This window comes from Burkholderia sp. PR2 (assembly GCF_052372875.1).
GTDB classification, from domain to species: domain Bacteria; phylum Pseudomonadota; class Gammaproteobacteria; order Burkholderiales; family Burkholderiaceae; genus Burkholderia; species Burkholderia diffusa.
The window spans coordinates 2,472,998-2,497,646 of the sequence record NZ_JBQRWH010000004.1; the positions used below are offsets into that span (position 1 = coordinate 2,472,998).

Genomic DNA, 24,649 nt, shown 5'->3' on the forward strand with positions numbered 1-24,649 from the left:
ATTGACTTGCGCACATTGTGCGCGCACAATGTGCGCAAGTCAATTTCGATTACCGGTGGTGTAATGACCTGGTCATATGTCTATTTATCGAGCCGCGCTACTCACATCGAATCTCAAACAGTTTTCGAGATCGAATTTGCGCGAAATATTCAATCCTCGGCCGACCTCACGATCCGCCCACTGGCTGGTTCGAAGAAAAAATTCAGCACAGCGGAACTGAAAATTCTCAGGGATGAGCTTTGGGAGAATCACCTCGGTGAGCGCCGCAGAAACGAGATGCGTTGCCTCGTCGAAAACGACTTCTCCGGTGACAGACAACAGGTAGCTACAATTATTTCGGAATTGACGGCCAAGAACGTGTCTGTCCGAAGCATTCAAGCATGGTTAATCGAACCGGGAAAACCTAGTAGCCGGCAATGTCCGGAGTGGGCATTGAAAGCACTTCACGACTACACTTGCCGACCTGAGAATGAGCAACGCCTTCGCGCACGACGCGAGTACAAAGCAGGTCAACCACTCGCCATTAAGCGTACGTCGCTCGACGTCTACGACAAATACGCAGTAGATATGGCGACCAATCAGATCGAAGCTGATCAGCATAAGCGAGACTCGTGGAGAAACTTGCCCTATGGAGAAATTCCAGACAAATTATTCGAGCTTGAAAATCGCTTGACCGGTCATCTTCACTATCTGCAGACACAACTTGTTGCCATATCAATCGCCCTGAGGACCTGTGAATCTTTCGACGAGTTCAAACAAAAGGTGCTCGAAGATATCGATAATCAAACCTCGGAAGACTATTTCGTCAGAGAGGCTCGTCGCGCCATCGAGTCAAGAACTGACGAGTTTTCGAACGTGGAAGGCCTGTTGAACAAATAAGCAACCGTTACTCGGCCCCCATTCCGACAATGTGTGTGGGCATCACGCGCAAAGCGCTAGCCAAGCCGCCAACTTCTGCTCGAACGACAGCATCGCGTTCGCCGGGCTCGACGAAGGCAGCACGAGCGTGTCGTATCCGGCCTCGCCGATCACCTCCGCAAACCGCCCTGCCGTCTTGCCGTTGAAGCACACACGCTTGAGCAACGGCGCATGCTCGCGCAACGACGCAAAGTCGTTCGGCTTCGCATTCCGGATAGCAGAATCGAGGCTGCCTTGTCGATGGCACGCATCGAGGACGTCCCAGATACCGATGCCGTGCGAAAGCACGCGCTCGAGCCGCGCGTCGTACACAAGCTCGTGCAGCCCCGGCTCGCCGAGCACGGCACCGAGCAACCGCCAGAACTGGTTACGCGGATGTGCGTAGTACTGCGCGGCATCGAGCGACGCCTCGCCCGGAAAGCTGCCGAGGATCATCGTGTGCGTATGCGGCCCGACGACCGGCCCAAAGCCCTGCAGCATCACGCCGCCCCGCGCGGCCCGACGGATCGCGGCCCGTCGCCGTGCGCATCGAGATGGCGCCACAGCGCAGGCAGCATGCACTCGGTGACCATCAACGGCTTGCCGTGCCGCTGGAACACCGAGCGCCGCGCGGCGAACGCATGCGGCGCCCGCGCACCCTGCAACGCATGGCTCGCGAGCGCATACAGTGGATGACCGGCGATCACGCGCCGGCTGACGAGCGTGGAGCGCTCGACTTGCGGATCGCTGTACAGCAGCTCCGCGAGCGGTCGCGTGCGCAACCGCCGCATCGCCTGCCACACGCCCTTGCTGGCCGCGAGCGGCGCGATGCTGTGCGCGGCGACGTACGGCATGCCGTCGACCGACAGGATCACCTCGCGCACCCACATCGGCGCGCGCGGCGCACTGTCGAGCGCGTCCGGTTCGTCGAACCACGCGCAGTCGACGGCCTCGCGCGTCACGCGTACGCTCACAGCGCCGAGCTGCGCCAGATGCGCGGTCAACGAACCACCGCGCGTCAGCCAGTCGCGCTGGTCGAGCGTGCAGCCGGGCCGGGGCGTTTCGCGCCAGCCCGCCCGTGCGCCGTCGAATCGCATCCGCGCGTTCACGCGGAGCGCGACAGCAGCAGCGCGTTGGTACGCTTCACGAAGCTCGCCGGATCGTCGAGCATCCCGCCTTCGGCCAGCAACGCCTGGTCGAACAGCAGGTGGCACCAGTCGCCGAAGTTGGCGCTGTCGGTGTTCAGCTGCTTCACGAGCGCGTGCTCAGGATTGATCTCGAGAATCGGCTGCATCGCCGGCGCATTCTGGCCGGCCGCCTTCAGCATCCGCTGCAGGTAACCGCTCATGTCGTTATCGTCCGCGACGAGGCACGACGGCGAATCGGTCAGGCGGAACGTGACGCGCACTTCCTTCACCTTGTCACCGAGCGCTTCCTTCATCTTCTCGACGACCGGCTTGATCGCCTCGCCCGCCTGCTCCTGCGCCTTCTTTTCCTCGTCGTTCAGCTCGCCGAGGTCGAGATCGCCGCGGGCCACGCTCGCGAGCGGCTTGCCGTCGAATTCATGCAGGAACGACAGCATCCATTCGTCGACGCGATCGGTCAGCAGCAGCACCTCGACACCCTTCTTGCGGAACACTTCCAGGTGCGGGCTGTTCTTCGCGGCCTGCCACGTATCGGCAGTCACGTAGTAGATCTTGCTCTGCTCGGGCTTCATGCGCGACACGTAGTCGGCGAGCGACACGTCCTGCGCGTCGGTGTCGCCGTGCGTCGAGGCGAAGCGCAGCAGCTTCGCGATCCGCTCGCGGTTCGCGTGATCCTCGCCCAGACCTTCCTTCAGCACCTGGCCGAACGCGCTCCAGAACGTCTTGTACTTCTCCTTGCCGGCGTCCTCTTCCGCGTTCGCGAGTTCCTCGAGCATCGACAGCGCGCGCTTGGTCACGCCTTCGCGGATCGCCTTCACGTCGCGGCTTTCCTGCAGGATTTCACGCGACACGTTCAGCGGCAGGTCGGCCGAATCGACGACGCCCTTCACGAAGCGCAGGTATTGCGGCAGCAACTGCTCGGCGTCGTCCATGATGAACACGCGCTTCACGTACAGCTTCAGGCCGCCGCGGTAATCGCGGTTCCACAGGTCGAACGGCGCATGCGCCGGCACGAACAGCAGCTGCGTGTATTCGCTGCGGCCCTCGACGCGGTTGTGCGTCCACGTGAGCGGATCCTGGTGGTCGTGCGCGATATGCTGGTAGAACTGCGTGTACTGCTCGTCCGTGACGTCGCTCTTCGAACGCGTCCAGAGCGCGCTCGCCTGGTTGACGGTCTCGTCCTCGTCCTTCAGGGCCATCTCGCCCTTTTCCTGATCCCACTCTTCCTTCTGCATCAGGATCGGCAGCGCGATGTGATCGGAATACTTCTGGATGATCGACTTCAAGCGGTGCGACGACAGCAGTTCGTCCTCGCCTTCGCGCAGGTGCAGCGTGATCGTCGTGCCGCGTTGCGCGCGCTCGATCGCGTCGATCGTGAAATCGCCCTCGCCCGCGCTTTCCCAGCGCACGGCTTCGTTCGCCGGCAGGCCCGCGCGGCGCGTCTCGACGGTGATCTTGTCCGCGACGATGAAGCCCGAGTAGAAGCCGACGCCGAACTGGCCGATCAGCGCCGCGTCCTTCTGCTGGTCACCGGACAGCTTCGTGAAGAATTCCTTGGTGCCCGAACGCGCGATCGTGCCGAGGTTCGCGATCGCCTCGTCGCGGCTCATGCCGATGCCGTTGTCGTCGATCGTGATCGTGCGGGCGGCCTTGTCGTAGCCGATGCGGATGCGCAGGTTCGGATCGTTCTCGTACAGCGCGTTGTCCGCGAGCCCTTCGAAACGCAGCTTGTCGGCGGCGTCGGACGCGTTCGACACCAGTTCGCGCAGGAAGATTTCCTTGTTGCTGTAGAGCGAATGAATCATCAGGTGGAGGAGTTGCTTGACCTCTGCCTGAAAGCTCATCGTTTCGTGTGCCATGGATGCTGTTTCCTCTTACATGAACTTGAATGGTGTGGCGCGGGCGGCCGGCGCGCGATGCCGGCGGGCCCGTCAAGGACGACCGCCTGGCGCAAGCGGTTCGCGCGGGTATCTGGGGACGGGCGAGCGGATTTCAAGGGGCGGCGTGCCGCCCGCCGTCACGACGCGCGCCGCGCCGCCGCTTCGATATAGCGCGCGAGAAACCCCGGCAGCGCCGGATCGCCGCAGTTCGCGACGTTGAAGCGCGTCCAGGTCGACGACGACTGCTGCGGCGAGAACAGGCTCCCCGGCGTCAGCAGGAACCCTTCCTCGTGCGCGGCGGCCGCGAGCGCGTCCGAATCGACGCCCGTGTCGGCCCACAGGAACATCCCCGCCGCCGGCATCGTGAAGAGCCGCAACCCGGTACGCTCGAGCATCCGCGCGGTCTTGTCGCGCACGCCGTCGAGCCGCGCGCGCAGCCGCTCGACGTGGCGCCGGTAATGCCCTTCGGTCAGGATCTTGTACAAGACGCGCTCGTTGAGCTCCGGCGTCGTCATGCCGACCAGCATTTTCTGGTCGGTGACCGCCTTCGCGATCTCCGGTGCGCAGGCGACATAGCCGACCCGCAAATTCGCCGCGAGCGTCTTCGAATAGCTGCCCAGGTAGATCACGCGCTTCAGCTGGTCGAGACTCGCGAGCCGCGTGGCCGGATAGCTCGGCGGGCACAGGTCGCCGTACACGTCGTCCTCGACGACGAGGAAGTCGTACGCCTCCGCGAGCTTCAGGATCCGGAACGCCTGCGCGGCCGACAGCGACGTGCCGGTCGGGTTCTGCAGCACCGAATTGATCACGAGCATCTTCGGCCGCCACATCTGCACGAGCGTTTCCAGCGCGTCGAGATCGGGGCCGTCGGGCGTATAGGGCATGCCGACCAGTTGCGCGCCCTGCGACGCGAAGCGGCCGAACATCTGGAACCACGCGGGATCGCCAACGATCACCGCATCGCCGGGCCGCACGTAGATCCGCGAGATCAGGTCGATCGCCTGCGTGATGCCCGACACCAGCACGAGCTGCTCGGGCTTCGCGCCGATCTCGACTTCCGCGAGCCGCGTCTGCAATTGCTGGCGCAGCGGCAGGAAACCCTGCGCGGTGCCGAAACCGAGCATCTGCGCGCCGGACTGGCGCCCGAGCGCGCGCAGCGCGCCGGTGATCAGCTCGCCGTCGAGCCAGCGGCCCGGCAAGTAGCCGAGACCCGGCCCTTTTTCCGGACTGACGGTGTGCAGCATGTTGCGCAGCAGCCAGACGACGTCGATCGTGTTGTGCACGGGCGCGGCCTCGGCCACGCGCACCACGTTGTCGGCCGGCTGCGGGCCGGTGGCCGTGCGCTCGCGCACGTAGAAACCCGAGCCGCGCCGCGAGTCGAGGTAGCCCTGCGCGACGAGCCGTTCGTACGCTTCCACCACGGTAAAGCGCGACACGCTCTTGTCGAGCGCGAGCTTGCGGATCGACGGCATCCGCATGCCGGGCCGGAACACGCGTTCGTCGATTCGGCGCCGCGCCCATTGGACGAGCTGGTCGACGAGCGTGAGCGTGGCCGTATCGTGCGGCGCGGGAATCTGGGCGAGTGGGACGGTGGACATGGGTGGTGGCGGCTCCAACTGTACCGAAGGCTATCGCGCCGATTGTACCGTTACTGTGCCGGTGCCGACGATTACAGTTGACCGGAATGGCGATCGTGCGGCTGCCGTCGCGGCCTTGCCGCACGCGGTGCCGCACCGCCGGGCCTGCATCGCGGCCCGGGCACCGGCCGGTTCCGCAACCGTCCGGCGCATCGCCCGCCCACCATGACACTTTCGCTTCCCGACCGACGTTCATGCCAGCCCGCTCCCTGACCCTCGACCATCTCGTGATCGCCGCGCGCACGCTCGACGAAGGCGTGCGCCATGTCGCCGCTTCGCTCGGCATCGAGCCGGCCGGCGGCGGCCGCCACCCGCTGATGCGGACCCACAATGCGCTGTTCGGCGTCTGGGGCGGGCTCTATCTCGAAGTGATCGCGATCGACCCCGACGCACCCGCCCCGGACGACGGCGCCACGCCACCGCGCGCGCGGCTGTTCGCGCTCGACGATCCGGCGATGCACGCACGGCTCGCGCAGGGCCCGTTTCTCGCTCACTGGGTCGCGCGCGTCGACCGCCCGCGCCAGCTCGCGATGTGGCAAAGCCAGTACCCGGCGCGCATCGCGCCGGTCGTCGCGATGCGGCGCGGCGACCTGAGCTGGGGTCTCACGGTGCCCGACGACGGCGCGTTTCCCGCGTGGCAAGGCGTCGGCGACGGCCTCGTGCCATCGCTGATCCAGTGGGACAGCCCGCGCCATCCGGCCGAATCGCTGCCGAACGACGGCGTCGCACTGAAAGCGCTCAAGGGCATCCACCCGCATGCGGACGTCATCCGCGAGCAGCTCGACTGGCTCGGCGCCGGCCATCTGCTCGACGTCGACACCGGCGACGGCCCGCCGGCGCTCGTCGCCGAATTCGACACGCCGCAGGGCGCACGCACGCTGCGCTGAACGCCCCTGCCGCCCCCCCCCGATTACACGAACCCCGCATTACGGAGACACCCATTTCATGAATTCGCGCGAAACCCGGGGCATGCTGCTCGGCCTCATCGGCGTGATGATCTTCAGCCTGACGCTGCCGATGACGCGGATCGTCGTCTCCGAACTCAACCCGCTACTGAACGGGCTCGGCCGCGCGCTCGCCGCGTCGGTGCCGGCCGGCCTGCTGCTGTGGTGGCGCCGCGAACGGCTGCCGACCCGCGCGCAGCTGAAAAGCCTCGCGGTCGTGTCGGCCGGCGTGATCATCGCGTATCCGGTGTTCTCCGCCTGGGCGATGAAAACCGTGCCGGCCTCGCACGGCGCGGTCGTCAACGGGCTGCAGCCGCTGTTCGTCGCGCTGTACGCGGCGTGGCTGTCGCACGAGCGGCCGTCGAAGGCGTTCTGGGCCAGCGCGCTGGCGGGCAGCGCGCTCGTGATCGCGTTCGCGCTGCGTGACGGCGGCGGCACGGTGCAGGCCGGCGACGCACTGATGCTCGTCGCGGTCGGCATCGGCGCGCTCGGCTACGCGGAAGGCGCGCGCCTCGCGCGCCAGATCGGCGGCTGGCAGGTGATCTGCTGGGCGCTCGTCGTGTCCGCGCCGTTCCTGGTGCTGCCGGTCGGCTGGCTCGCATGGACGCAGCACGTCGCGCACCCTGCCCCGCTCGCGTTGCGCACGTGGCTTGCATTCGGCTACGTGACCCTTTTTTCGCAATTCATCGGCTTTTTCGCGTGGTACGCCGGGCTCGCCATGGGCGGCATCGCGCGCGTCGGCCAGGTGCAGCTGCTGCAGATCTTCTTCACGATCGCCTTTTCCGCGCTGCTGTTCGGCGAGACGGTGATGCCGTCGACCTGGCTGTTCGCGGCCGCCGTGATCGCGACCGTGATGCTGGGCCGGCGCTCGGCGGTGGCCACGGCCCCGCGCGCCGCTCGCGCCGGTTGATGAGGTGCGCCATAATGTTCGTTTTGCCTGAACGGTTTTGCCCACCCGGCCGCGACGGCCCGATCGCGCTCCCGCGCGCCCACCCGGCCGCGTCGACGCGATCAGCCCGATCGACCTTTCTTGACTGACCACGATATCCGAACGAGGAGACTATGAATCCGAGCGACCTGCATCCGCCGCACTGGCAGCTTTCCGAACGCGCCCGCAAGCTGACGAGCTCTGCGATCCGCGAGATCCTGAAGGTCACGGAACGCCCCGAGGTCATCTCGTTCGCAGGCGGCCTGCCCGCTCCCGCGACGTTCCCGGCCGAACGCATGCGCGCCGCGGCCGACCGCGTGCTGCGCGATGCGCCCGCCGCCGCACTCCAGTACAGCGCGACCGAAGGCTACCTGCCGCTGCGCGAATGGATCGCCGAGCGCTACAGCGTGCGCGTGTCGCAGGTGCTGATCACGACCGGCTCGCAGCAGGCGCTCGACCTGCTCGGCAAGGCGCTGATCGATCCGGACAGCCCGATCCTCGTCGAAACCCCGACCTACCTCGGCGCGCTGCAGTCGTTCTCGCTGTACGAGCCGCGCTACGTGCAGGTGCCGACCGACGAGCTGGGCCTGCTGCCCGAAGGCCTCACGTCCGACCTGACGCAAGGTGCGCGCCTGCTGTACGCGCAGCCGAACTTCCAGAACCCGACCGGCCGCCGCCTGCCCGTCGAGCGCCGTCGAGCGCTCGCCGCGTTCGCGCAGTCGAGCCCGTTCCCGGTGCTGGAAGACGACCCGTACGGCGCACTGAACTACCAGGGCGAACCGCTGCCGACGATGCTGTCGATGGCGCCCGACCATATCGTGCACCTCGGCACGTTCTCGAAGGTGCTCGCGCCGGGCCTGCGGATCGGCTACATCATTGCCCCCGAGGAGCTCCACTTCAAGCTCGTGCAGGCCAAGCAGGCCACCGACCTGCACACGCCGACGCTCACGCAGCGCATCGCGCACGAAGTGATCAAGGACGGCTTCCTCGACGAGCACATCCCGACGATCCGCCAGCTGTACGGCGCGCAATGCGAGGCGATGCTCGCGTCGCTCGCGCGCCACATGCCGGAAGGCGTCACGTGGAACCGCCCGGACGGCGGCATGTTCATCTGGGTCAATCTGCCCGCGCAGATCGACAGCATGAAGCTGCTCGAGGCCGCGGTCGCCAACCACGTCGCCTTCGTGCCGGGCGCGCCGTTCTTCGCGAACGACCCGCAGCAGAACACGCTGCGCCTGTCGTTCGTGACGGTGCCGCCGGAGAAGATCGAGGAAGGCGTCGCGCGCCTCGGCAAGCTGCTGCGCGAGCGTCTCTGATCCCCTTTTTCCTGTCACGACTCTCAACGAGGAATCGAACACATGGCTAACGTCTACGACAAACTGAAGTCGCTCGGCATCGAACTCCCGACCGCCGGCGCACCCGCCGCCGCCTACGTGATGAGCGCGCAAAGCGGCAACACGGTCTACCTGTCGGGCCACATCGCGAAGAAGGACGGCAAGGTCTGGGCCGGCAAGCTCGGCGCGGATCTGCAGACGGAAGACGGCAAGGCGGCCGCACGCTCGATCGCGATCGACCTGCTCGCGACGCTGCACGCGCACACGGGCGACCTGAACAAGGTCACGCGCATCGTGAAGCTGATGAGCCTCGTCAACTCGACGCTCGACTTCACCGAACAGCACATCGTGACGAACGGTGCGTCGGAACTGATCGCCGAAGTGTTCGGCGACGCAGGCAAGCACGCGCGTTCGGCGTTCGGCGTCGCGCAGATTCCGCTCGGCGCGTGCGTCGAGATCGAACTGATCGCCGAAGTCGCGTAACGGGCGCATCGAGATGACCGGTCGTCTCGTCCGCTTCAAGCAGGTCGACGTCTTCACGTCGGTGCCGTTCAAGGGCAACCCGCTCGCCGTCGTGTTCGACGCCGATTCGCTCGGCGACGACGCCATGCTCGAGATCGCCCGCTGGACGAACCTGTCGGAAACGACGTTCGTCTGCACGCCGACCGATCCGGACGCCGACTACCGCGTGCGGATCTTCACGACGGCCGGTGAACTGCCGTTCGCCGGCCATCCGACGCTCGGCACCGCGCATGCGTTCCTGGAAAGCGGCGCGCGGCCACGCACGCCGGGCCGGCTGATCCAGCAGTGCGGGGTCGGCCGGGTCGCGCTGCGCGAGCAGGCCGGCGGCTGGGCGTTCGCCGCGCCACCGGCCCGCGTCACGCCGCTCGACCGTTCGGACTACGCGGCGCTGGCTGCCGCGTTGCGCAGTGACGCGATCGACCTGGAAGCCGAGCCGTGTGCGGTGGACAACGGCGCGCCGTGGCTGGTCGTGCGACTGAAGTCGGCCGACGCGTGCATCGGCCTTTCGCCCGATCCGGTCGCGCTGGAGGCACTCACGCGCCGCTATGGCGTGGACGGCCTCGCCGTCTACGCGCCGCATGCCGAAGGCGGCCCCGCGACATTCGAAATCCGCTGCCTGATGACGGGCGGCAACTTCGGCTTCGGCGAGGACCCGGTCACCGGCAGCGCCAACGCGGCGCTGGCCGGGCTGCTGACGCGGCAGGAGCGCCGCCCCGGCCAGTCGTATACGGCCCGCCAGGGTACGGCCATCGGCCGCGACGGCCGCATCTCCGTCAGTTATGACGAAGACGGCACCACGTGGATCGGCGGCCACGTCGTCACGGTCGTTGACGGCACCTTCCGGTCTCCTGTTTAACATTTCGCGATGTGCGATGGCGCCGGCCCGTCCGGCGCCCCTACGATTCGCCCAACTATCGCAAAAGCGTTCCAGCCAGTAATATCGGGCCTAATCCGTTGTTTCGGAGGTCTGTCCATGGTTGCGTGTCCCGCGAACGAACAGACGTCGGGACAACCCGAACCATAGCCAGCCATCCAGACGGATGACGCATGCGAGCAGGACGCCGCCCTCTCAGATGAGCTCCGCCCGGTCAAACCACACGCCGCCGACCCGACCGCTGCGCGCGCCGCGCAAGTCGCGCCGGCGCGCGCTGTTCGCGATCCCGCTGCTCGGGATGCTGGCGCTTGCGCTGCTGTGGGCGGTGATCGTCGCGCGGCTGTCGGTCGAAAAGGACAGCGCGTACAAGGAAGCGGCGGCCTCGGCGGCGATCCTGTCGTCGGCGCTCGAACAGCACACGGTCAAGGCGATCCACCAGGTCGACCAGATCACCCGCTTCGTCAAGTTCGAATTCGAGAAATCGCCCGCGCGCTTCAACCTCGCGAGCGCGGTCGAAAAAGGCGTCGTGCCGAGCGACACGCTGATCCAGGTTTCGCTCGTCAACGCGAAGGGCATCCTGTTCGCGAACACGGCCGAACTCCATCCGAAGCCGATCAACCTGGCCGACCGCGAGCACTTCAAGGTCCACCTCGCGCACAACGACGACCGCCTGTACATCAGCAAGCCCGTGCTCGGCCGCGTGTCGAGCCACTGGACGCTGCAGATGACGCGGCGCCTGAACAATCCGGACGGCAGCTTCGCGGGCATCGTCGTGGTGTCGGAAGACCCGAGCTACTTCACGAACGATTTCTACAACAACGCGGCGATCGGCAAGGAAGGCGTGATCGCCGTGGTGTCCGACACGGGTGCCGTGCTCGCGCGGCGCACCGGCTCGCTCAACAACGCACCCGGCGCGTTCTCCGCATCGGGCGTCTACCCGATCTCCGAGCGCGTGACAGGCACGATCATCGACCCGATCGACGGCGTGACGCGCATCGTGTCGTACCGCCACCTCGACGGCTACCCGCTCGCGGTGATGGTCGGGCTGTCGCAGTCCGAAGAATTCGCGGACTACTACCACACGCGTAACGTCTATCTGCTGATGACGAGCTTCATCACGCTCGCGATGCTCGCGTTCTTCGGCGTCGCGACGGGGCTGATCGGCAAGCTGCTCGGCCGCGAGCGCGAGATGACCCAGCTCGCCGAATACGACCTCCTCACCGGCCTCGCGAACCGCTACGCGACGCTGCGCGGGCTGCGCAACGACGTGTCGATGCCGGCCAGCCTGTCGCGGCTGGGCCTGCTGTTCATCGACCTCGACAACTTCAAGACCGTCAATGACACCCTCGGCCACAACGCCGGCGACATCGTGCTGCAGATGACCGCGTCGCGCCTGTCGGATGCCGTCGGCGACGAGGGGTCGCTTGCACGGATCGGCGGCGACGAGTTCGTCGTCGTGATGAAGGGCGACGACGTCGAACGGCGCGCGGTGCGGCTCGCGGAAGCGATCATCCGGATGTTCGCCGAGTCGTTCGACGTGCGCGGCAGTTCGTTCGTGCTGCACGCGAGCATCGGCATCGCGCTGCACACCGTCGCGAACGAAAGCGAGATCGACCTGCTAAAGAAGGCCGATCTCGCGATGTACAGCGCGAAGGACGCGGGCAAGAACTGCTACCAGTTCTACGCGCCGCACCTGTCGCATCGCGCGGACCACCTGATGCGCTGGGAACAGCAATTGCGCGTCGCGCTCGCCGAGGGGCAACTGTTCCTCGCTTACCAGCCGAAGATCGACCTGACGCACCGCACGATCACCGGCTTCGAGGCGCTCGCGCGCTGGGATCACCCCGAGCACGGGATCATCTCCGCGAACGAATTCATTTCGATTGCCGAATCGACGGGCCTGATCGTGCCCATCGGCGACTTCGTGATCCGCACCGCGTGCGAACAGATCGCGCGCTGGCGCGACGATGGCCACGACACGCTGACGCTCGCGGTCAACATCTCGCCGGTGCAGTTCTGGCGCGGCGACCTGATCGAGACGATTTCGCAGGCGCTGCAGGACACCGGCATCGACGCGAACCGGCTCGAAATCGAGATCACCGAGACCGCGATGATGGAATATCCGGAGCTCGTCTCCGAGAAGATCGTCGCGTTGAAGAAGCTCGGCATCCGGGTCGCGCTCGACGATTTCGGTACCGGCTATTCGTCGCTGTCGTACCTGCACCGCTTCTCCGTCGATACGCTGAAGGTCGACCGCTCGTTCGTGCAGGCGATCCCGAACGATCGCAGCGTGTGCGTGATGGTGTCGTCGATCGTGCATCTCGCGCGCTCGCTCGGCCTGACGGTCGTCGTCGAGGGCACCGAAACCGAGGAGCAGATCGCATGGCTGTCCGCGCTCGGCGAGATCGAGGCGCAGGGCTTCCTGTTCTCGCGCCCCGTGCCGGCCGACGCGATCCCTGCGCTGATCGCACGCTTCGGCGTGCGCGGCGACCTGCCGAACGTCCTCACGCACCGCGCGACCGGCAGCACGGGCGCCTGAGTCCGCAGCCCGCAGCCCGCAGCCCGCGCGGCAATGTTGCGCAGCACACCGATTATTTCGGTTTCCGATCCGGTTGTTTAGTTCATTAACTAGCGTTTTCGCGCATGGCAGTGTCACGATGCGCGGCGGACAATCGGGAGGGCCATCGTGTCGGCGGGCTGCCGGCACGTTTCCACGCGCAAGACCAGGCCCAGCGCCAACAGCACAGTCATGACAACCGTCGAAGTCGAAGCGGCCGAACGTGTCGAACAGGCACAGGCATCCCTTTGGGCCTTGTTCAAGGTCGTGGCCAGCATTTCCGCCGTGTCCTGGGGCGGGCTTTCGATGATGGCGCAGCTCGAACGCCACTACGTCGACCGGTTGCAGCGCATCGAGCCGCACGTGTTCGCCGATCTCGTCGCCCTGGCATGGCTCGTGCCAGGCCCCGTCGGCTGCAATGTCGCGGTGCAGGTCGGCCAGACGCTGCACGGCCGCACCGGCGCATGGATCGCCGGCATCGCGAGCGTGCTGCCGTTCTCCTTGCTGATGACGCTGTTCGCGATCTTCTACCGCACGCCGATCGTGCGCTCGCTTGCCGCGCCGATGCTGATCAATCACTTCGGGATGGTGCTCGCCGCACTGATCGGCGTCACGTGGGTCAAGCAGTTGCGCACGCTCGCGAGCACACGGCTCGAACAGGCAATCGCCGCGCTATCGACGATTCTGCTCGCTTTCGCGCATAGTCCGGCCGCCTTCGTCGGGATTCTCTTCGCTGCGTTTGCAGCCGGCTGGCTGACCGGGCCGTCGCAACACGACTCGGTCGACTTCACGCTGTCGAAACGCGACCGCAACCTGCTCGTGCTGCTCGCCGTGCTCGTCGCGCTGTTCGCGCTGCCGCTGCCCGGCGACTACCAGGAGACGCTGCTGTGGCCGCGGCTCGCCGGCGCCGGCATGACGCTGTTCGGCGGCGGCTTCTCCGCGCTGCCCGTGCTCAAGACGCTGTTCGTGTCGCCGGCCACCGGCATCTCCGATCACGACTTCACGCTCGCGTTCGCGCTGTCGCCGGTGTCGCCCGGCCCGCTGCTGAACGTCGTGCCGTTCCTCGGCTACCTGACCGACGGCTGGACCGGCGCGCTGCTCGCGACCGCCGCGCTGTTCATTCCGTCGGGGTGTCTCGTCGCATTCGCGCAGAACCATCTGCTCCGGCTCAAGCGCCATTCGCGCTTCGAGCACGGGATGCGCCTGCTGCGCGCGGCAACGACGGGTTTTCTCGTCGTCGCCGTCGTGAGGATCCTCCACCGCGAACCGGCCGATCCCGTCTACTGGCTCACGGGCGCGTTTGCGACGCTGTGCTTCACGCGCTTCAAGGTGCCCGTGTACGCCGTCTATGGTGCGGTCGCAATCGTGTGCGGCGCGTGGCTGTTATGGGCCGCCATCGCGCACTGACGGCACGCCCTCCACCACCGCCGACGGCTGGCCGTTCAACTCGCCTGCACGGCGACGCGGCGTGCGACCCAGCGTGCACGCAACGCGTCGTACGCGAGGTTGAAGCAGAACGTGTACGGCAGGAAGAACAGCACGATGCCGAGGTCGAGCAGCAGCGCCTCGACCAGGCTCACGTTCAGCCACCACGCGGCAACCGGCACCACCATTGCGACCAGGCCGAGTTCGAATACGACCGCGTGCGCGATCCGCATCCCGAGCGTGCGCGTGAGGCCGGCGCGGCGCTCGAAACGGTCGAACAGCGTGTTGAACGTCATGTTCCAGGCCATCGCGATCAACGACACCATCACCGTCAGCACGCCGACGTGCGACACCGGCATGTCGAGCAACCACGCGCCGATCGGCGCGCACAGCGCGATCGCCACCAGTTCGAACGTCAGCGCGTGAACGAGGCGCTCCGTCACCGTCTTGTTCATCTGTTTCATGGGTCCCTCCAGTTCGTTTGTGAAGCGTATGCCGGCCATTTTGATCGGCGTAACTGCATGAATCCAGTTTGATATCATCGGTTATACCGATATAACGCCGTGAGACCCGCGCATGCGCCACGCCCCCGAAGCCCTGCTCGCCTTCGCCGAAGCCGCGCTGCTCGGCTCGTTCACGGCCGCCGCGCGCAAGCTCGGCAAGCGCCAGTCGACGGTGTCCGAAGCGATCGCGAACCTCGAGATCGATCTCGGCGTGCAGTTGTTCGACCGCTCGACGCGCGCACCGACGCTGACCGACGCCGGACGCGCGCTGCTGCCGCAGGTGCAACGCGCACTGGAGGCCGGCGCGGCGATCGACCGCACCGCCGCGCGGCTCGCGCAGGGCGAGGAAGCACGGCTGACGCTCGTCGTGTCCGATACGTATCAATCGAAGCGTTACGAGGAAACCTTGATGGCGCTCGAGCGGCGCTTTCCGACGCTGGAACTCGAATGCCAGATTGCCGAACACGAGGACGTGCTCGACCTGATCCAGCAGGGCCGCGCCCAGCTCGGGCTGATGGCCGCGCGCGCCGCCTACCCGCCCGATATCGGCGCGGCGACGGTGGCGGAGGAATCGGAGATCGGCCTGTTCGTCGGGCACACGCACGCGCTGGCGGCCTACGGCGACGCTGACGTGCCGCATGCTGCGCTGCGCGACGCGCGCGAGCTGCGCCTCAACACGTACGTGAAACCGGAGGATCGCGGCGCCGACGACCGGATCGTCATCGGCACGCAGCGCTGGCTCGCGCCGAGCTACCTGATGCTGCTGGAGATGGCGGTGCTGGGGTTCGGCTGGGCCGAGCTGCCGCGCTGGATGGTCGAGCACTTCGCGGGCGAGCGCCTCTGCGAGCTGCGCTCGCGGGGCTGGCCGCGCCGCGTGCGGGTCGATGCGGTGTGGTCGCGCAACCGGCCGCTCGGCCCGGCCGGCGCGTGGCTGCTCGACGCGATGCTGGCCGCATAGCGGCGCGCGGCATCGCGCCGGCGGCGGGCGGCATCGCGCCGGCGGCGGGCGGCGAACGGCGCCGCAAGGTCAGGCGTTCGCGCTCAGAGGCCGCGCGACAGCACGGCTGCGCCAATCGTCACGACGCCGAGCACGAGGTTGACGACGACAAGCAGGCGCACCGTGTTCACCGCGCGCGCGCCGTCCGGCCAGTTCTGCGCCTGCACCGCGCGGCGGATGCGCGGGAACAGCGCGAAGCGGATGTGGCCGAAGATCAGCATCATCACGACACCGAGCCCCGCCATCGCATGCAGCGTCCACGTCGCGTGCGCGCCGCCGAATGCCGTGAGCAGGAAACCGCCGGACAGCAGGATCACGATCACCGACCCCGACACCCAGTTGAAGAATCGGCCGAACACGCCCTCGATCAGCGGCAGTCGCAACTGCGGCGTCAGGTCGGACAGCGCCGGGCGCAGGCAGAAGTGCGCGAAGACCATCCCGCCCACCCACACGGCGACGGCCAGCAGATGAAGAAACAGCGCGACGGCAACAGCGTGGGACATGGCGGCAATCCTGGAATGAGTTAAGTGCAACGAACAGCCGCGTCACGCGCGGTCTCGAGCGACGTTCGACCCGCGCGCAGCCGCTCGGTTCAGACCCCTGGCGGAATTTCACAATATTTTGCAAGTTCCGCGTGACGGCGCCACTCGCGCTTGCCTGGATGCGTCGCGCAAAAAAAGAATCGGCCGCACGCCCGCCGAAGCGGAGGTGCGGCCTTCGATACCGGTCGAGCCGGCCAACGGATGCGGCGTCAGCCGAGCAGCGGACGCAGTTCGTTGACGACCTTGAGCTTCGTTTCCGGCGCGCGGCCCTTCCGCGCACGCTTGCCGACGTGCGGCGCGAGCCCCGCGTACGACAGCGTTTCGTCCTGCGCCTTGCCGCCGCGGCCGGTGCCGATCAGCACGACGCCGGCCGGGTCGATCGCGAGCGCCTGCACGAGCGTTTCCTTGTCGTCGAGCGCCATCAGGATCACGCCGCGGCCGCCACCCGACAGCGTCTTCATCTCGTCCATCCCGAACACCAGCAGTCGACCGCCGCTCGACAGACACGCGACCTGCGTTGCGTTCGGCAGCACGGGCATCGGCGCGAGCGGCACCGCGCCCGCATCGATGGTCATGAACGACTTGCCGGCCTTCACGCGGCTCACCATGTCGCCGACCTTCGCGAGGAAGCCGAAGCCGTTGCTCGACGCGAGCAGCAGTTGCTGGTCGGCCGGCGCTGCGTAGTAGTGCATCAGGTGCGAGCCCGATTCGAGCTCGATCAACGACGTCACCGGCACGCCGTCGCCGCGCCCGCCCGGCAGCACCGACACGTCGACCGAGTACACGCGGCCGCTGCTGCCCCACGCGATCAGTCGATCGGGCGTGCGGCACTGGAATGCCGCATACAGGTGATCGCCTGCCTTGAACGAGAAGCCGGCCGGGTCGAGCCCGTGACCCTTCAGCGCACGCACCCAGCCCTTCTGCGACACGACGACCGTCACCGGCTCGTCGACGACCTTCGCCTCGAACGTCGCGCGCTTTTCCTGCTGGATCAGTGTGCGGCGATCGTCGCCGTACTGCTTCGCGTCGGCCTCGATCTCCTTGATCATCAGCCGCTTCATCGCGCTTTCGTTCGCGAGCAGTTCCTCGAGCTTCGCCTTCTCGTCACGCAGCGCCTCGAGTTCCTTCTCGATCTTGATCTTCTCGAGCCGCGCGAGCTGACGCAGGCGGATTTCGAGGATGTCTTCGGCCTGGCGGTCGCTCAGGCCGAACGCGCTCATCAGCGCAGCCTTCGGCTCATCCGACTCGCGGATGATGCGGATCACCTCGTCGATGTTCAGGAAGACGATCATCCGCCCTTCGAGGATGTGGATGCGGTCGTCGACCTTCGCGAGACGATGGCGGCAGCGGCGCGTCATCGTGAGCTGGCGGAACTTCACCCATTCGTCGAGGATCGTCAGCAGCCCCTTCTGGCCTGGCCGGCCGTCGGCGCCGATCATCACGAGGTTCAATGTCGCGTTCGACTCGAGGCTCGTATACGCGAGCAGCGTGTTCACGAATTCGGTCTGGTCGATCGTGCGCGACTTCGGCTCGAACACGAGGCGCACCGCCGCTTCCTTGCCCGACTCGTCGCGCACCGCGTCGAGCAGGTCGAGCATCGCCTTCTTGGTGTTGAGCTGCTCGGGCGTGAGCGTCTTCTTGCCGAGCTTGAGCTTCGGGTTGGTGAGCTCCTCGATTTCCTCGAGCACCTTCTGGCCCGACGTGTTCGGCGGCAGCTCGGTGACGACGAGCTGCCACTGGCCGCGCGCGAGATCCTCGATCTTCCAGCGCGCGCGTACCTTCAGGCTGCCGCGGCCGGTTTCATAGGCCGCCGCGATCTCGGTGTCGCTCGAGATGATCTGGCCGCCGCCCGGGAAGTCCGGGCCGGGGATCAAGTTCATCAGCTCCGCGTGCGTGAGCTTCGGATTGCGGATCAACGCGACCGCCGCCGCCGCGACCTCGCGCAGGTTGTGGGACGGAATCTCGGTCGCGAGACCCACCGCGATGCCCGATGCGCCGTTCAGCAGCACGAACGGCATGCGGCTCGGCAGCGTCTTCGGTTCCTCGAACGAGCCGTCGTAGTTCGGCATGAAGTCGACCGTGCCCTGGTCGATCTCGTCGAGCAGCAGCTTCGAGATCGGCGTGAGCCTCGCCTCGGTGTATCGCATCGCTGCCGCGCCGTCGCCGTCGCGCGAGCCGAAGTTGCCCTGCCCGTCGATCAGCGGATAGCGCAGCGAGAAATCCTGCGCGAGACGCACGAGCGCATCGTATGCCGACTGGTCGCCGTGCGGGTGGTATTTACCGAGCACGTCGCCCACCACGCGCGCCGACTTCACCGGCTTCGCGTCCGGGCCGAGGCCCATTTCGTTCATCGCGAACAGGATCCGGCGCTGCACCGGCTTCTGGCCGTCGCACACGTCGGGCAGCGCGCGGCTCTTCACGACGCTGACCGCGTAGCTGAGATACGCCTGCTCCGCGTAGTTGCCGAGCGTCAGCGCTTCGGCGTCCGGTGCGTCGGACCCGGCGAAGAGATCGGAAGTATTGTCGTCCATCTGAATTCCGTATTCGTAAGTGGCGTGAGGCCGGGCCGGGCGTCATGCCCGGCCGCGCGGGTTTAGATGTCCGCTTCGACGTCGTTGCCCTTTTCCTCGAGCCAGCCGCGTCGCGCGGCTGCCTCGCCCTTGCCCATCAGCATGGTCATCCGCGCGACGGTCGCCTCGTAGTCGAGTTCGCCGAGCTTCACCGGCATCAGGCGGCGCGTGTCGGGGTTCATCGTCGTGTCCCACAACTGCTCCGCGCTCATTTCGCCGAGACCCTTGAAGCGGCTGATGCTCCACTGCGTTTCGCGCACGCCGTCCTTGCGCAGCTTGTCGAGGGTCGCCTCGAGTTCGCCTTCGTCGAGCGCATAGAGCTTCTGCGCGGGCTTCTTGCCGCGCGCGGGCGCATCGACGCGGAACAGCGGCGGCCGCGCGACATGCACGTGACCGCGCTCGATCAGTTGCGGGAAATGCTTGAAGAACAGCGTGAGCAGCAGCACCTGGATGTGCGAGCCGTCGACGTCCGCGTCCGACAGGATGCAGATCTTGCCGTAGCGCAGATTCGACAGGTCGACGGTGTCGTCGGGGCTGTGCGGATCGACGCCGATCGCGACCGAGATGTCGTGAACCTCGTTGTTCGCGAACAGGCGATCACGCTCGGTTTCCCACGTGTTCAGCACTTTGCCGCGCAGCGGCAGGATCGCCTGGTATTCCTTGTCGCGGCCCATCTTTGCGGAACCGCCCGCCGAGTCGCCCTCGACGAGAAACAACTCGTTGCGCGCGATATCTTCCGTCTCGCAATCAGTCAGCTTGCCCGGCAGCACCGCGACGCCCGAACTCTTGCGCTTCTCGACCTTCTGGCCCGCACGTGTGCGCGCCTGCGCCTGCTTGATCACCAGTTCGGCGAGCTTCTTGCCGTGCTCGACGTGCTGGTTCAGCCACAGTTCGAGCGCCGGACGTGAGAACGACGACACGAGCTTCACCGCGTCGCGGCTGTTCAGGCGTTCCTTGATCTGCCCCTGGAACTGCGGATCGAGCACCTTCGCGGACAGCACGAACGACACGCGCGCGAACACGTCTTCCGCGAGCAGCTTCACGCCCTTCGGCTGCAGGTTGTGCAGTTCGACGAAGCTCTTGACCGCCTGGTAGAGACCGTCACGCAAGCCCGACTCGTGCGTGCCGCCGGCCGGCGTCGGGATCAGGTTCACGTACGACTCGCGCACGAGCGATCCTTCCTCGCTCCATGCGACGACCCACGACGCGCCTTCCCCTTCGGCGAAGGTCTCGTCGGTCGCACGCGCATCGGCGAAGCGCTCGCCCTCGAACAGCGGGATCAGCAGCTCGCTGCCGTTCATCTCGTCGAGCAGGTAGCCGCGCAGGCCGTCCTCGTACTTCCACGCCTGGCGTTCGCCGGTCTTCTCGTTGACGAGCACCACCTCGACGCCCGGCAGCAGCACGGCCTTCGAGCGCAGCAGACGCTGCAGCTCGCCAAGCGGCAGGTTCGGCGAATCGAAGTACTTCGGATTCGGCCAGACCCGCACGCGCGTGCCGGACTTCTTCTCACCGCGGCCCGCGCCTTGCGTCGCGAGCGGCTTCACGACGTCGCCTTCCGCGAAGCCGAGCTCGGCGATCTTGCCGTCGCGCCAGACCGTCACGTCGAGACGCGTCGCGAGTGCGTTCGTCACCGACACGCCGACGCCGTGCAGGCCACCCGAGAACGTGTACGCGCCGCCTGCAGCCTTGTCGAACTTGCCGCCCGCGTGCAGGCGCGTAAATACGATCTCGACGACCGGCACACCCTCTTCGGGGTGCATCCCGAACGGGATGCCGCGGCCGTCGTCCTCGACCGACACCGACTGGTCGGCATGCAGCGTGACCGTGATCTGCTTGCCGTAGCCGCCGAGCGCCTCGTCGGAGGCATTGTCGATGACTTCCTGAATGATGTGCAGCGGATTTTCGGTACGGGTGTACATGCCGGGCCGCTGCTTGACCGGCTCAAGGCCCTTGAGCACCTTGATCGATGCTTCGCTATAGGCCGCGCTGGGCTTCTTCGTTGACATAGGCGCTGAATTTCGTCATTCATCGGGACGTTGTCCACACTTCGTGTGGACAACGTCGTGGACAAAACGTTGAGTTCCGTAAAAAAGCGAATCGAAACAACGGTGTGCTTGGACTGCTCCGAAAGCGGGCGCGCGGCATTCGCTGCGCTGCCCGGGACGCGCGGTATTTTACTGGTTCCGCGTGGCGCGCCGTAGCAAGATCACTCACACGGCGCACGGGGCGTCAGACCGGCTTGCGCTTTGCCTCGAGCGTCTCCCACCGCTCGAGCGCGGCGAGGAGCTCGTCATCGATCGCCGCGAACCGTTCGGTCAGGCGCGTGCCTTCCTGCGGATCCTTCGCGAAGATCGAACCATCCTCGAGCTGCGCATTGATCGTCTTCTGTTCTTCCTCGAGCGCCGCGATCTTCTCCGGCAGCCCATCGAGTTCGCGCTGCTCGTTGAACGACAGCTTCACCGTGCGCTGTGCGTTGCGGCCGGCCGCGCTTTTCGCCGCGTCTTCCTTGACCGGCGCCGCTTCCTTCACCGCGCGCTTCGCCGCCTCCTGCTGCGCGAGCTGCTGCGAACGCTCGCTCTGGATCTGCCAGTCGGTGAAGCCGCCGACGTATTCGCGCCACTTGCCGTCGCCCTCGGCCGCGATCACCGACGTCACGACGTTGTCGAGGAACGCGCGATCGTGGCTGACGAGCAGCACCGTGCCGTCGTAGTCGGCCAGCAGCTCTTCGAGCAGTTCGAGCGTCGGGATGTCGAGGTCGTTGGTCGGTTCGTCGAGCACCAGCACGTTGGCCGGACGCGCAAACAGGCGCGCGAGCAGCAGCCGGTTGCGCTCGCCGCCCGACAGCGACTTCACCGGCGAGCGTGCGCGCTCAGGCGCGAACAGGAAGTCGCCGAGATAGCTCATCACGTGCTTGCGCACGCCGCCGATCTCGACCCATTCGCTTCCGGGGCTGATCGTGTCGGCCAGGCTCTTTTCCTGGTCGAGCTGCGCGCGCATCTGGTCGAAGTACGCGACCTGCAGGTTCGTGCCGGTGCGCACCGTGCCTTCGTCGGGCTTCAGCTCGCCGAGGATCAGCTTGAGCAGCGTGGTCTTGCCCGCGCCGTTCGGGCCGACGAAGCCGATCTTGTCGCCGCGCATGACCGTCGTCGAGAAGCGCTCGACGACCGCGCGGCCGCCGTAGCGCTTCGTCACGTCCGTCAGCTCCGCGACGATCTTGCCCGACTTCTCGCCCTGCGCGACGTCGAGCTTCACGTTGCCCTGCGAATTGCGGCGCTCCGCGCGCTCGTTGCGCATCTGCTCGAGCCGCGCGATGCGGCCGACGCTGCGCGTGCGGCGCGCCTCGACGCCCTTGCGGATCCAAACTTCTTCCTGCGCGAGCAGCTTGTCGAACTTCTCGTTTTCCACGCGCTCGACTTCGAGCTGCTGCGCCTTGCGCGTCTGGTACGCGGAGAAATTGCCCGGATACGACAGCAGCCGGCCGCGATCGAGCTCGACGATGCGCGTCGCGACGCGGTCGAGGAACGCGCGATCGTGGGTGATGAACAGCAGGCCCGCGCGCTGCGCGACGAGCAGTTCTTCCAGCCAGCGGATGCCGTCGAAGTCGAGGTGGTTGGTCGGTTCGTCGAGCAGCAGCACGTCGGGCTGCACCACGAGCGCGCGCGCCAGCGCGACACGCTTCTGCATCCCGCCCGACAGCGCGTCGACCTGCGCATCGCCGTCCGTCAGGCCGATCTGCGCGAGCGTCATCGATACGCGCGTACGCCAATTCCACGCATCGTGCGCATCGAGTGACGACTGCAGCGCGTTCATCCGCGCGAGCAACGCGTCGTGCTCGGCGCCTTCGGGCGTCTCCGCAAGGCGGTGCGCGATCGAATCGTATTCTTCGAGCACTTCGCGCGTGTGCGTGAGCCCCGAGGCGACGGCCTCGAACACGGTCGCGCCCGGTTCGAATTCGGGCTCCTGCGGCACGTAGACGGTCACAAGCTCCTGCTGGCGCGTAATCAGCCCGTCGTCGGGCTTCGCCAGCCCGGCGACGATCTTCAGCAGCGACGACTTGCCCGCGCCGTTGCGACCGATCAGGCCGACGCGCTCGCCGGCCTCCAGCGAGAAATCCGCGTGATCGAGCAACGCGACGTGACCGAACGCGAGTTGCGCGCCGGTAATGGAATAAAGCGACATGGGGAGGCGGCGAAGAGAGAAATCGGAAGCGCCCATTGTACCGGTGGCGGACGCGTGCGCCGGGATGGCCGGACGGACTAGGCCGGTGCGCGGTTCATTTCGTGCCGTGGCGGGCATCCGGCCGCACCTTCCCGGCCGGGTGCCCGCATGCGGAAGATGCGATTACTTTACGTTGACCGAGATCGTCGAGCTCAGCTCGGGACCGTACGAGCGGTGCGCGCCGTCGCCGAGCTGCAGCGTCAGCGTGTGCTGGCCGGGCGGCAGCTTCACATCGGTTTCGGTCTGGCCCTTGCCAAAGTGCAGCGAATGGTCTGTCGCGGGGATCACGTCGCCCTTCGGCACCGGCTGGCCGTCGATCAGCAGGTGATGGTGGCCCGTGTCCGGCGTCATGTCGCCGGCCGGCTTGAGCCCCATGCCTTCGAGGCCGAACTTCACGTGCACGGGGCTCGACACCGTCGCGCCATCCTTCGGCTCGACGAAGAACACGCGCGCCTCGGCACGCGCGAGCGTCGACACGGCCAGTGCCGCGACACATACTGCACCCGCGATCCACTTCTTGTTGAGCATCGTTTTCTCCTTCAGATTGAAAGGCTCACGAAGCATACACTGCGTGCCCGGCCCGCGCGATGATGGAAATTGTTCGCGATGCGCACGTTTAAAACGACGTTGCGGAGGCGTTCGGCGAAATTCCGGTACCATTGCGCCTTTCGTCCGCCGGACAGACGGTGGGCGGCATCACAGATCTTCATCATTCCGAGCACCACATGAGCGAAGTAACCGAATACCAGAGCTGGGTCTGCCTGATTTGCGGGTGGGTCTACAACGAAGCGGAAGGCCTGCCCGACGAGGGCATCCCCGCCGGCACCCGTTTCGCCGACATTCCCGCCGACTGGCGCTGCCCGCTGTGCGACGTGGGTAAGGAAGATTTCGTCGTCGTCGATTTCTGATTCGGGCTTCCGGACACGATCGAGCGCGCGCGGCGCGCATCGGCACGCATTCCGTCCGCCGATGCGCCGCGCGTTTGCTATACTCTGCGCGCTGTCCACATCGCCGTCCCGTTCGCGTCTTCTGTACGCGAAACTGCGGACATGGCTCTCCCCGTAGTTCAATGGATAGAACAAGCGCCTCCTAAGCGCTAGATACAGGTTCGATTCCTGTCGGGGAGACCAGCCTAGTTCCCAATACTTCCCAAGCTTTACCAAAAAGTCGCGCACATCCTTGTGTCATCTAGGCTTTTGCTACCATCACTGCCCAAAGTTGCCCAGTACAAGCAACCCACCTTGGGGGCATTTTTTGGAACATGCCTCCATGCCCCCACGTCATGCCGAAGCGCGCTACCCCGCTCACCGAGATGCAGATCCGCAAGGCCAAGCCTGCCGACAAGCCCTATCGCCTCGCAGACGGCAAGGGGCTGTACCTAGAGGTAACGCCGAACGGATCGCGCTAATGGCGGATGAAGTACCGATTCGACGGCAACGAGAAGCGCGCCGCCTTCGGCGCCTATCCAGAGGTGACACTGGCTGAGGCTCGACAGGCCTGTCTCAATGCGCGGAAGCAACTGGCCTCCGGCACCGATCCGACCGAGCAGAAGCGAGAAGCGAAACGCACCCGAGCGATCGAGCCCGCATCGACGTTTGAGGCTGTCGCGCGCGAGTGGTTTACGATCCAGAAGGATGGCTGGACCGAAGTGTATGCGGCCAAAGTGCATGGATTCA

The 24,649-nt window shown here is 66.3% G+C and carries 21 protein-coding genes, 1 tRNA gene and 1 pseudogene; 12 read left to right on the forward strand and 11 right to left on the reverse strand.

Annotated features, from left to right (window positions below; translation table 11 throughout):
* Positions 1–63: 63 nt before the first annotated feature.
* Positions 64–879, forward strand: a complete 816-nt coding sequence (locus ACT2FV_RS28625) for a hypothetical protein (RefSeq protein ID WP_151049684.1) — start codon at positions 64–66, stop codon at positions 877–879.
* 42 nt (positions 880–921) lie between these two features.
* Here ACT2FV_RS28625 and ACT2FV_RS28630 read toward each other — a convergent pair whose 3' ends face one another.
* The 4 genes from ACT2FV_RS28630 to ACT2FV_RS28645 all read right to left on the reverse strand — a co-directional run bounded on the left by ACT2FV_RS28630 (position 922) and on the right by ACT2FV_RS28645 (position 5,520).
* A complete protein-coding gene (locus ACT2FV_RS28630) occupies positions 922–1,398 on the reverse strand; it encodes a DNA-deoxyinosine glycosylase (protein ID WP_444505222.1) in 477 nt (158 codons plus the stop codon).
* Positions 1,398–1,994: a chorismate--pyruvate lyase family protein gene (locus tag ACT2FV_RS28635; RefSeq protein WP_444505223.1), complete on the reverse strand. Its 597-nt coding sequence runs from the start codon at positions 1,992–1,994 to the stop codon at positions 1,398–1,400. The genes ACT2FV_RS28630 and ACT2FV_RS28635 overlap by 1 nt, the downstream gene beginning before the upstream one ends.
* 8 nt (positions 1,995–2,002) lie before the next feature.
* A complete protein-coding gene (gene htpG, locus ACT2FV_RS28640) occupies positions 2,003–3,901 on the reverse strand; it encodes a molecular chaperone HtpG (RefSeq protein ID WP_444505224.1) in 1,899 nt (632 codons plus the stop codon).
* Positions 3,902–4,059: 158 nt separating this feature from the next.
* On the reverse strand, positions 4,060–5,520 hold the full coding sequence (locus ACT2FV_RS28645) for an aminotransferase-like domain-containing protein (RefSeq protein ID WP_059600355.1): 1,461 nt from the start codon (positions 5,518–5,520) through the stop codon (positions 4,060–4,062).
* Positions 5,521–5,753: 233 nt separating this feature from the next.
* Here ACT2FV_RS28645 and ACT2FV_RS28650 point away from each other — a divergent pair, with 233 nt between their 5' ends.
* The 7 genes from ACT2FV_RS28650 to ACT2FV_RS28680 all read left to right on the forward strand — a co-directional run bounded on the left by ACT2FV_RS28650 (position 5,754) and on the right by ACT2FV_RS28680 (position 14,125).
* On the forward strand, positions 5,754–6,446 hold the full coding sequence (locus ACT2FV_RS28650; RefSeq protein WP_444505225.1) for a VOC family protein: 693 nt from the start codon (positions 5,754–5,756) through the stop codon (positions 6,444–6,446).
* A gap of 58 nt (positions 6,447–6,504) precedes the next feature.
* The gene (locus ACT2FV_RS28655) at positions 6,505–7,413 is read left to right on the forward strand and encodes a DMT family transporter (RefSeq protein ID WP_444505226.1); all 909 of its coding nucleotides are present in this window, start codon (positions 6,505–6,507) and stop codon (positions 7,411–7,413) included.
* Between the two features lie 152 nt (positions 7,414–7,565).
* A complete protein-coding gene (locus ACT2FV_RS28660) occupies positions 7,566–8,747 on the forward strand; it encodes an aminotransferase-like domain-containing protein (protein WP_444505227.1) in 1,182 nt (393 codons plus the stop codon).
* Between the two features lie 42 nt (positions 8,748–8,789).
* Positions 8,790–9,248 carry a RidA family protein gene (locus ACT2FV_RS28665; RefSeq protein ID WP_034208050.1) on the forward strand — a complete coding sequence of 153 codons (459 nt, stop codon included), beginning with the start codon at positions 8,790–8,792 and terminating at the stop codon, positions 9,246–9,248.
* A 13-nt stretch (positions 9,249–9,261) separates the two neighbouring features.
* Positions 9,262–10,143, forward strand: coding sequence for a PhzF family phenazine biosynthesis protein (locus tag ACT2FV_RS28670; RefSeq protein WP_444505228.1), 882 nt, complete (start codon positions 9,262–9,264; stop codon positions 10,141–10,143).
* 217 nt (positions 10,144–10,360) lie between these two features.
* Entirely contained in the window at positions 10,361–12,700 is a 2,340-nt protein-coding gene (locus ACT2FV_RS28675; protein WP_444505229.1) for a bifunctional diguanylate cyclase/phosphodiesterase, read from the forward strand.
* 210 nt (positions 12,701–12,910) lie between these two features.
* The gene (locus tag ACT2FV_RS28680) at positions 12,911–14,125 is read left to right on the forward strand and encodes a chromate transporter (RefSeq protein WP_151049696.1); all 1,215 of its coding nucleotides are present in this window, start codon (positions 12,911–12,913) and stop codon (positions 14,123–14,125) included.
* A gap of 35 nt (positions 14,126–14,160) precedes the next feature.
* On the opposite strand, the gene ACT2FV_RS28685 is transcribed toward ACT2FV_RS28680, so the two are convergent.
* Positions 14,161–14,607 carry a multidrug/biocide efflux PACE transporter gene (locus tag ACT2FV_RS28685; RefSeq protein WP_059527391.1) on the reverse strand — a complete coding sequence of 149 codons (447 nt, stop codon included), beginning with the start codon at positions 14,605–14,607 and terminating at the stop codon, positions 14,161–14,163.
* 112 nt (positions 14,608–14,719) lie between these two features.
* On the opposite strand from ACT2FV_RS28685, the gene ACT2FV_RS28690 reads away from it, so the two are divergent.
* Positions 14,720–15,604, forward strand: coding sequence for a LysR family transcriptional regulator (locus tag ACT2FV_RS28690; RefSeq protein WP_151049698.1), 885 nt, complete (start codon positions 14,720–14,722; stop codon positions 15,602–15,604).
* An 83-nt stretch (positions 15,605–15,687) separates the two neighbouring features.
* On the opposite strand, the gene ACT2FV_RS28695 is transcribed toward ACT2FV_RS28690, so the two are convergent.
* The 6 genes from ACT2FV_RS28695 to ACT2FV_RS28720 form a co-directional block, all read right to left on the reverse strand.
* Positions 15,688–16,146, reverse strand: a complete 459-nt coding sequence (locus tag ACT2FV_RS28695) for a CopD family protein (RefSeq protein WP_059600346.1) — start codon at positions 16,144–16,146, stop codon at positions 15,688–15,690.
* Between the two features lie 248 nt (positions 16,147–16,394).
* Positions 16,395–18,716, reverse strand: a complete 2,322-nt coding sequence (gene parC / locus ACT2FV_RS28700; RefSeq protein ID WP_444505230.1) for a DNA topoisomerase IV subunit A — start codon at positions 18,714–18,716, stop codon at positions 16,395–16,397.
* A gap of 62 nt (positions 18,717–18,778) precedes the next feature.
* Positions 18,779–20,761, reverse strand: a complete 1,983-nt coding sequence (locus ACT2FV_RS28705; RefSeq protein ID WP_444505231.1) for a DNA topoisomerase IV subunit B — start codon at positions 20,759–20,761, stop codon at positions 18,779–18,781.
* Positions 20,762–20,984: 223 nt separating this feature from the next.
* Positions 20,985–22,934, reverse strand: coding sequence for an ATP-binding cassette domain-containing protein (locus tag ACT2FV_RS28710; protein ID WP_059600343.1), 1,950 nt, complete (start codon positions 22,932–22,934; stop codon positions 20,985–20,987).
* A gap of 162 nt (positions 22,935–23,096) precedes the next feature.
* Entirely contained in the window at positions 23,097–23,501 is a 405-nt protein-coding gene (locus ACT2FV_RS28715; protein ID WP_059600451.1) for a DUF4399 domain-containing protein, read from the reverse strand.
* A gap of 11 nt (positions 23,502–23,512) precedes the next feature.
* Positions 23,513–23,686 (reverse strand): hypothetical protein, encoded by a 174-nt coding sequence (locus tag ACT2FV_RS28720; protein ID WP_444505232.1) that lies wholly within the window; start codon positions 23,684–23,686, stop codon positions 23,513–23,515.
* A 12-nt stretch (positions 23,687–23,698) separates the two neighbouring features.
* On the opposite strand from ACT2FV_RS28720, the gene ACT2FV_RS28725 reads away from it, so the two are divergent.
* The 3 genes and pseudogenes from ACT2FV_RS28725 to ACT2FV_RS28735 all read left to right on the forward strand — a co-directional run.
* A complete protein-coding gene (locus ACT2FV_RS28725) occupies positions 23,699–23,881 on the forward strand; it encodes a rubredoxin (RefSeq protein ID WP_006478164.1) in 183 nt (60 codons plus the stop codon).
* A gap of 147 nt (positions 23,882–24,028) precedes the next feature.
* A tRNA-Arg gene (locus ACT2FV_RS28730) sits at positions 24,029–24,103 on the forward strand.
* A 284-nt stretch (positions 24,104–24,387) separates the two neighbouring features.
* Positions 24,388–24,522: pseudogene (locus ACT2FV_RS28735) on the forward strand (Arm DNA-binding domain-containing protein); the annotation flags it as partial.
* Positions 24,523–24,649: the final 127 nt, after the last annotated feature.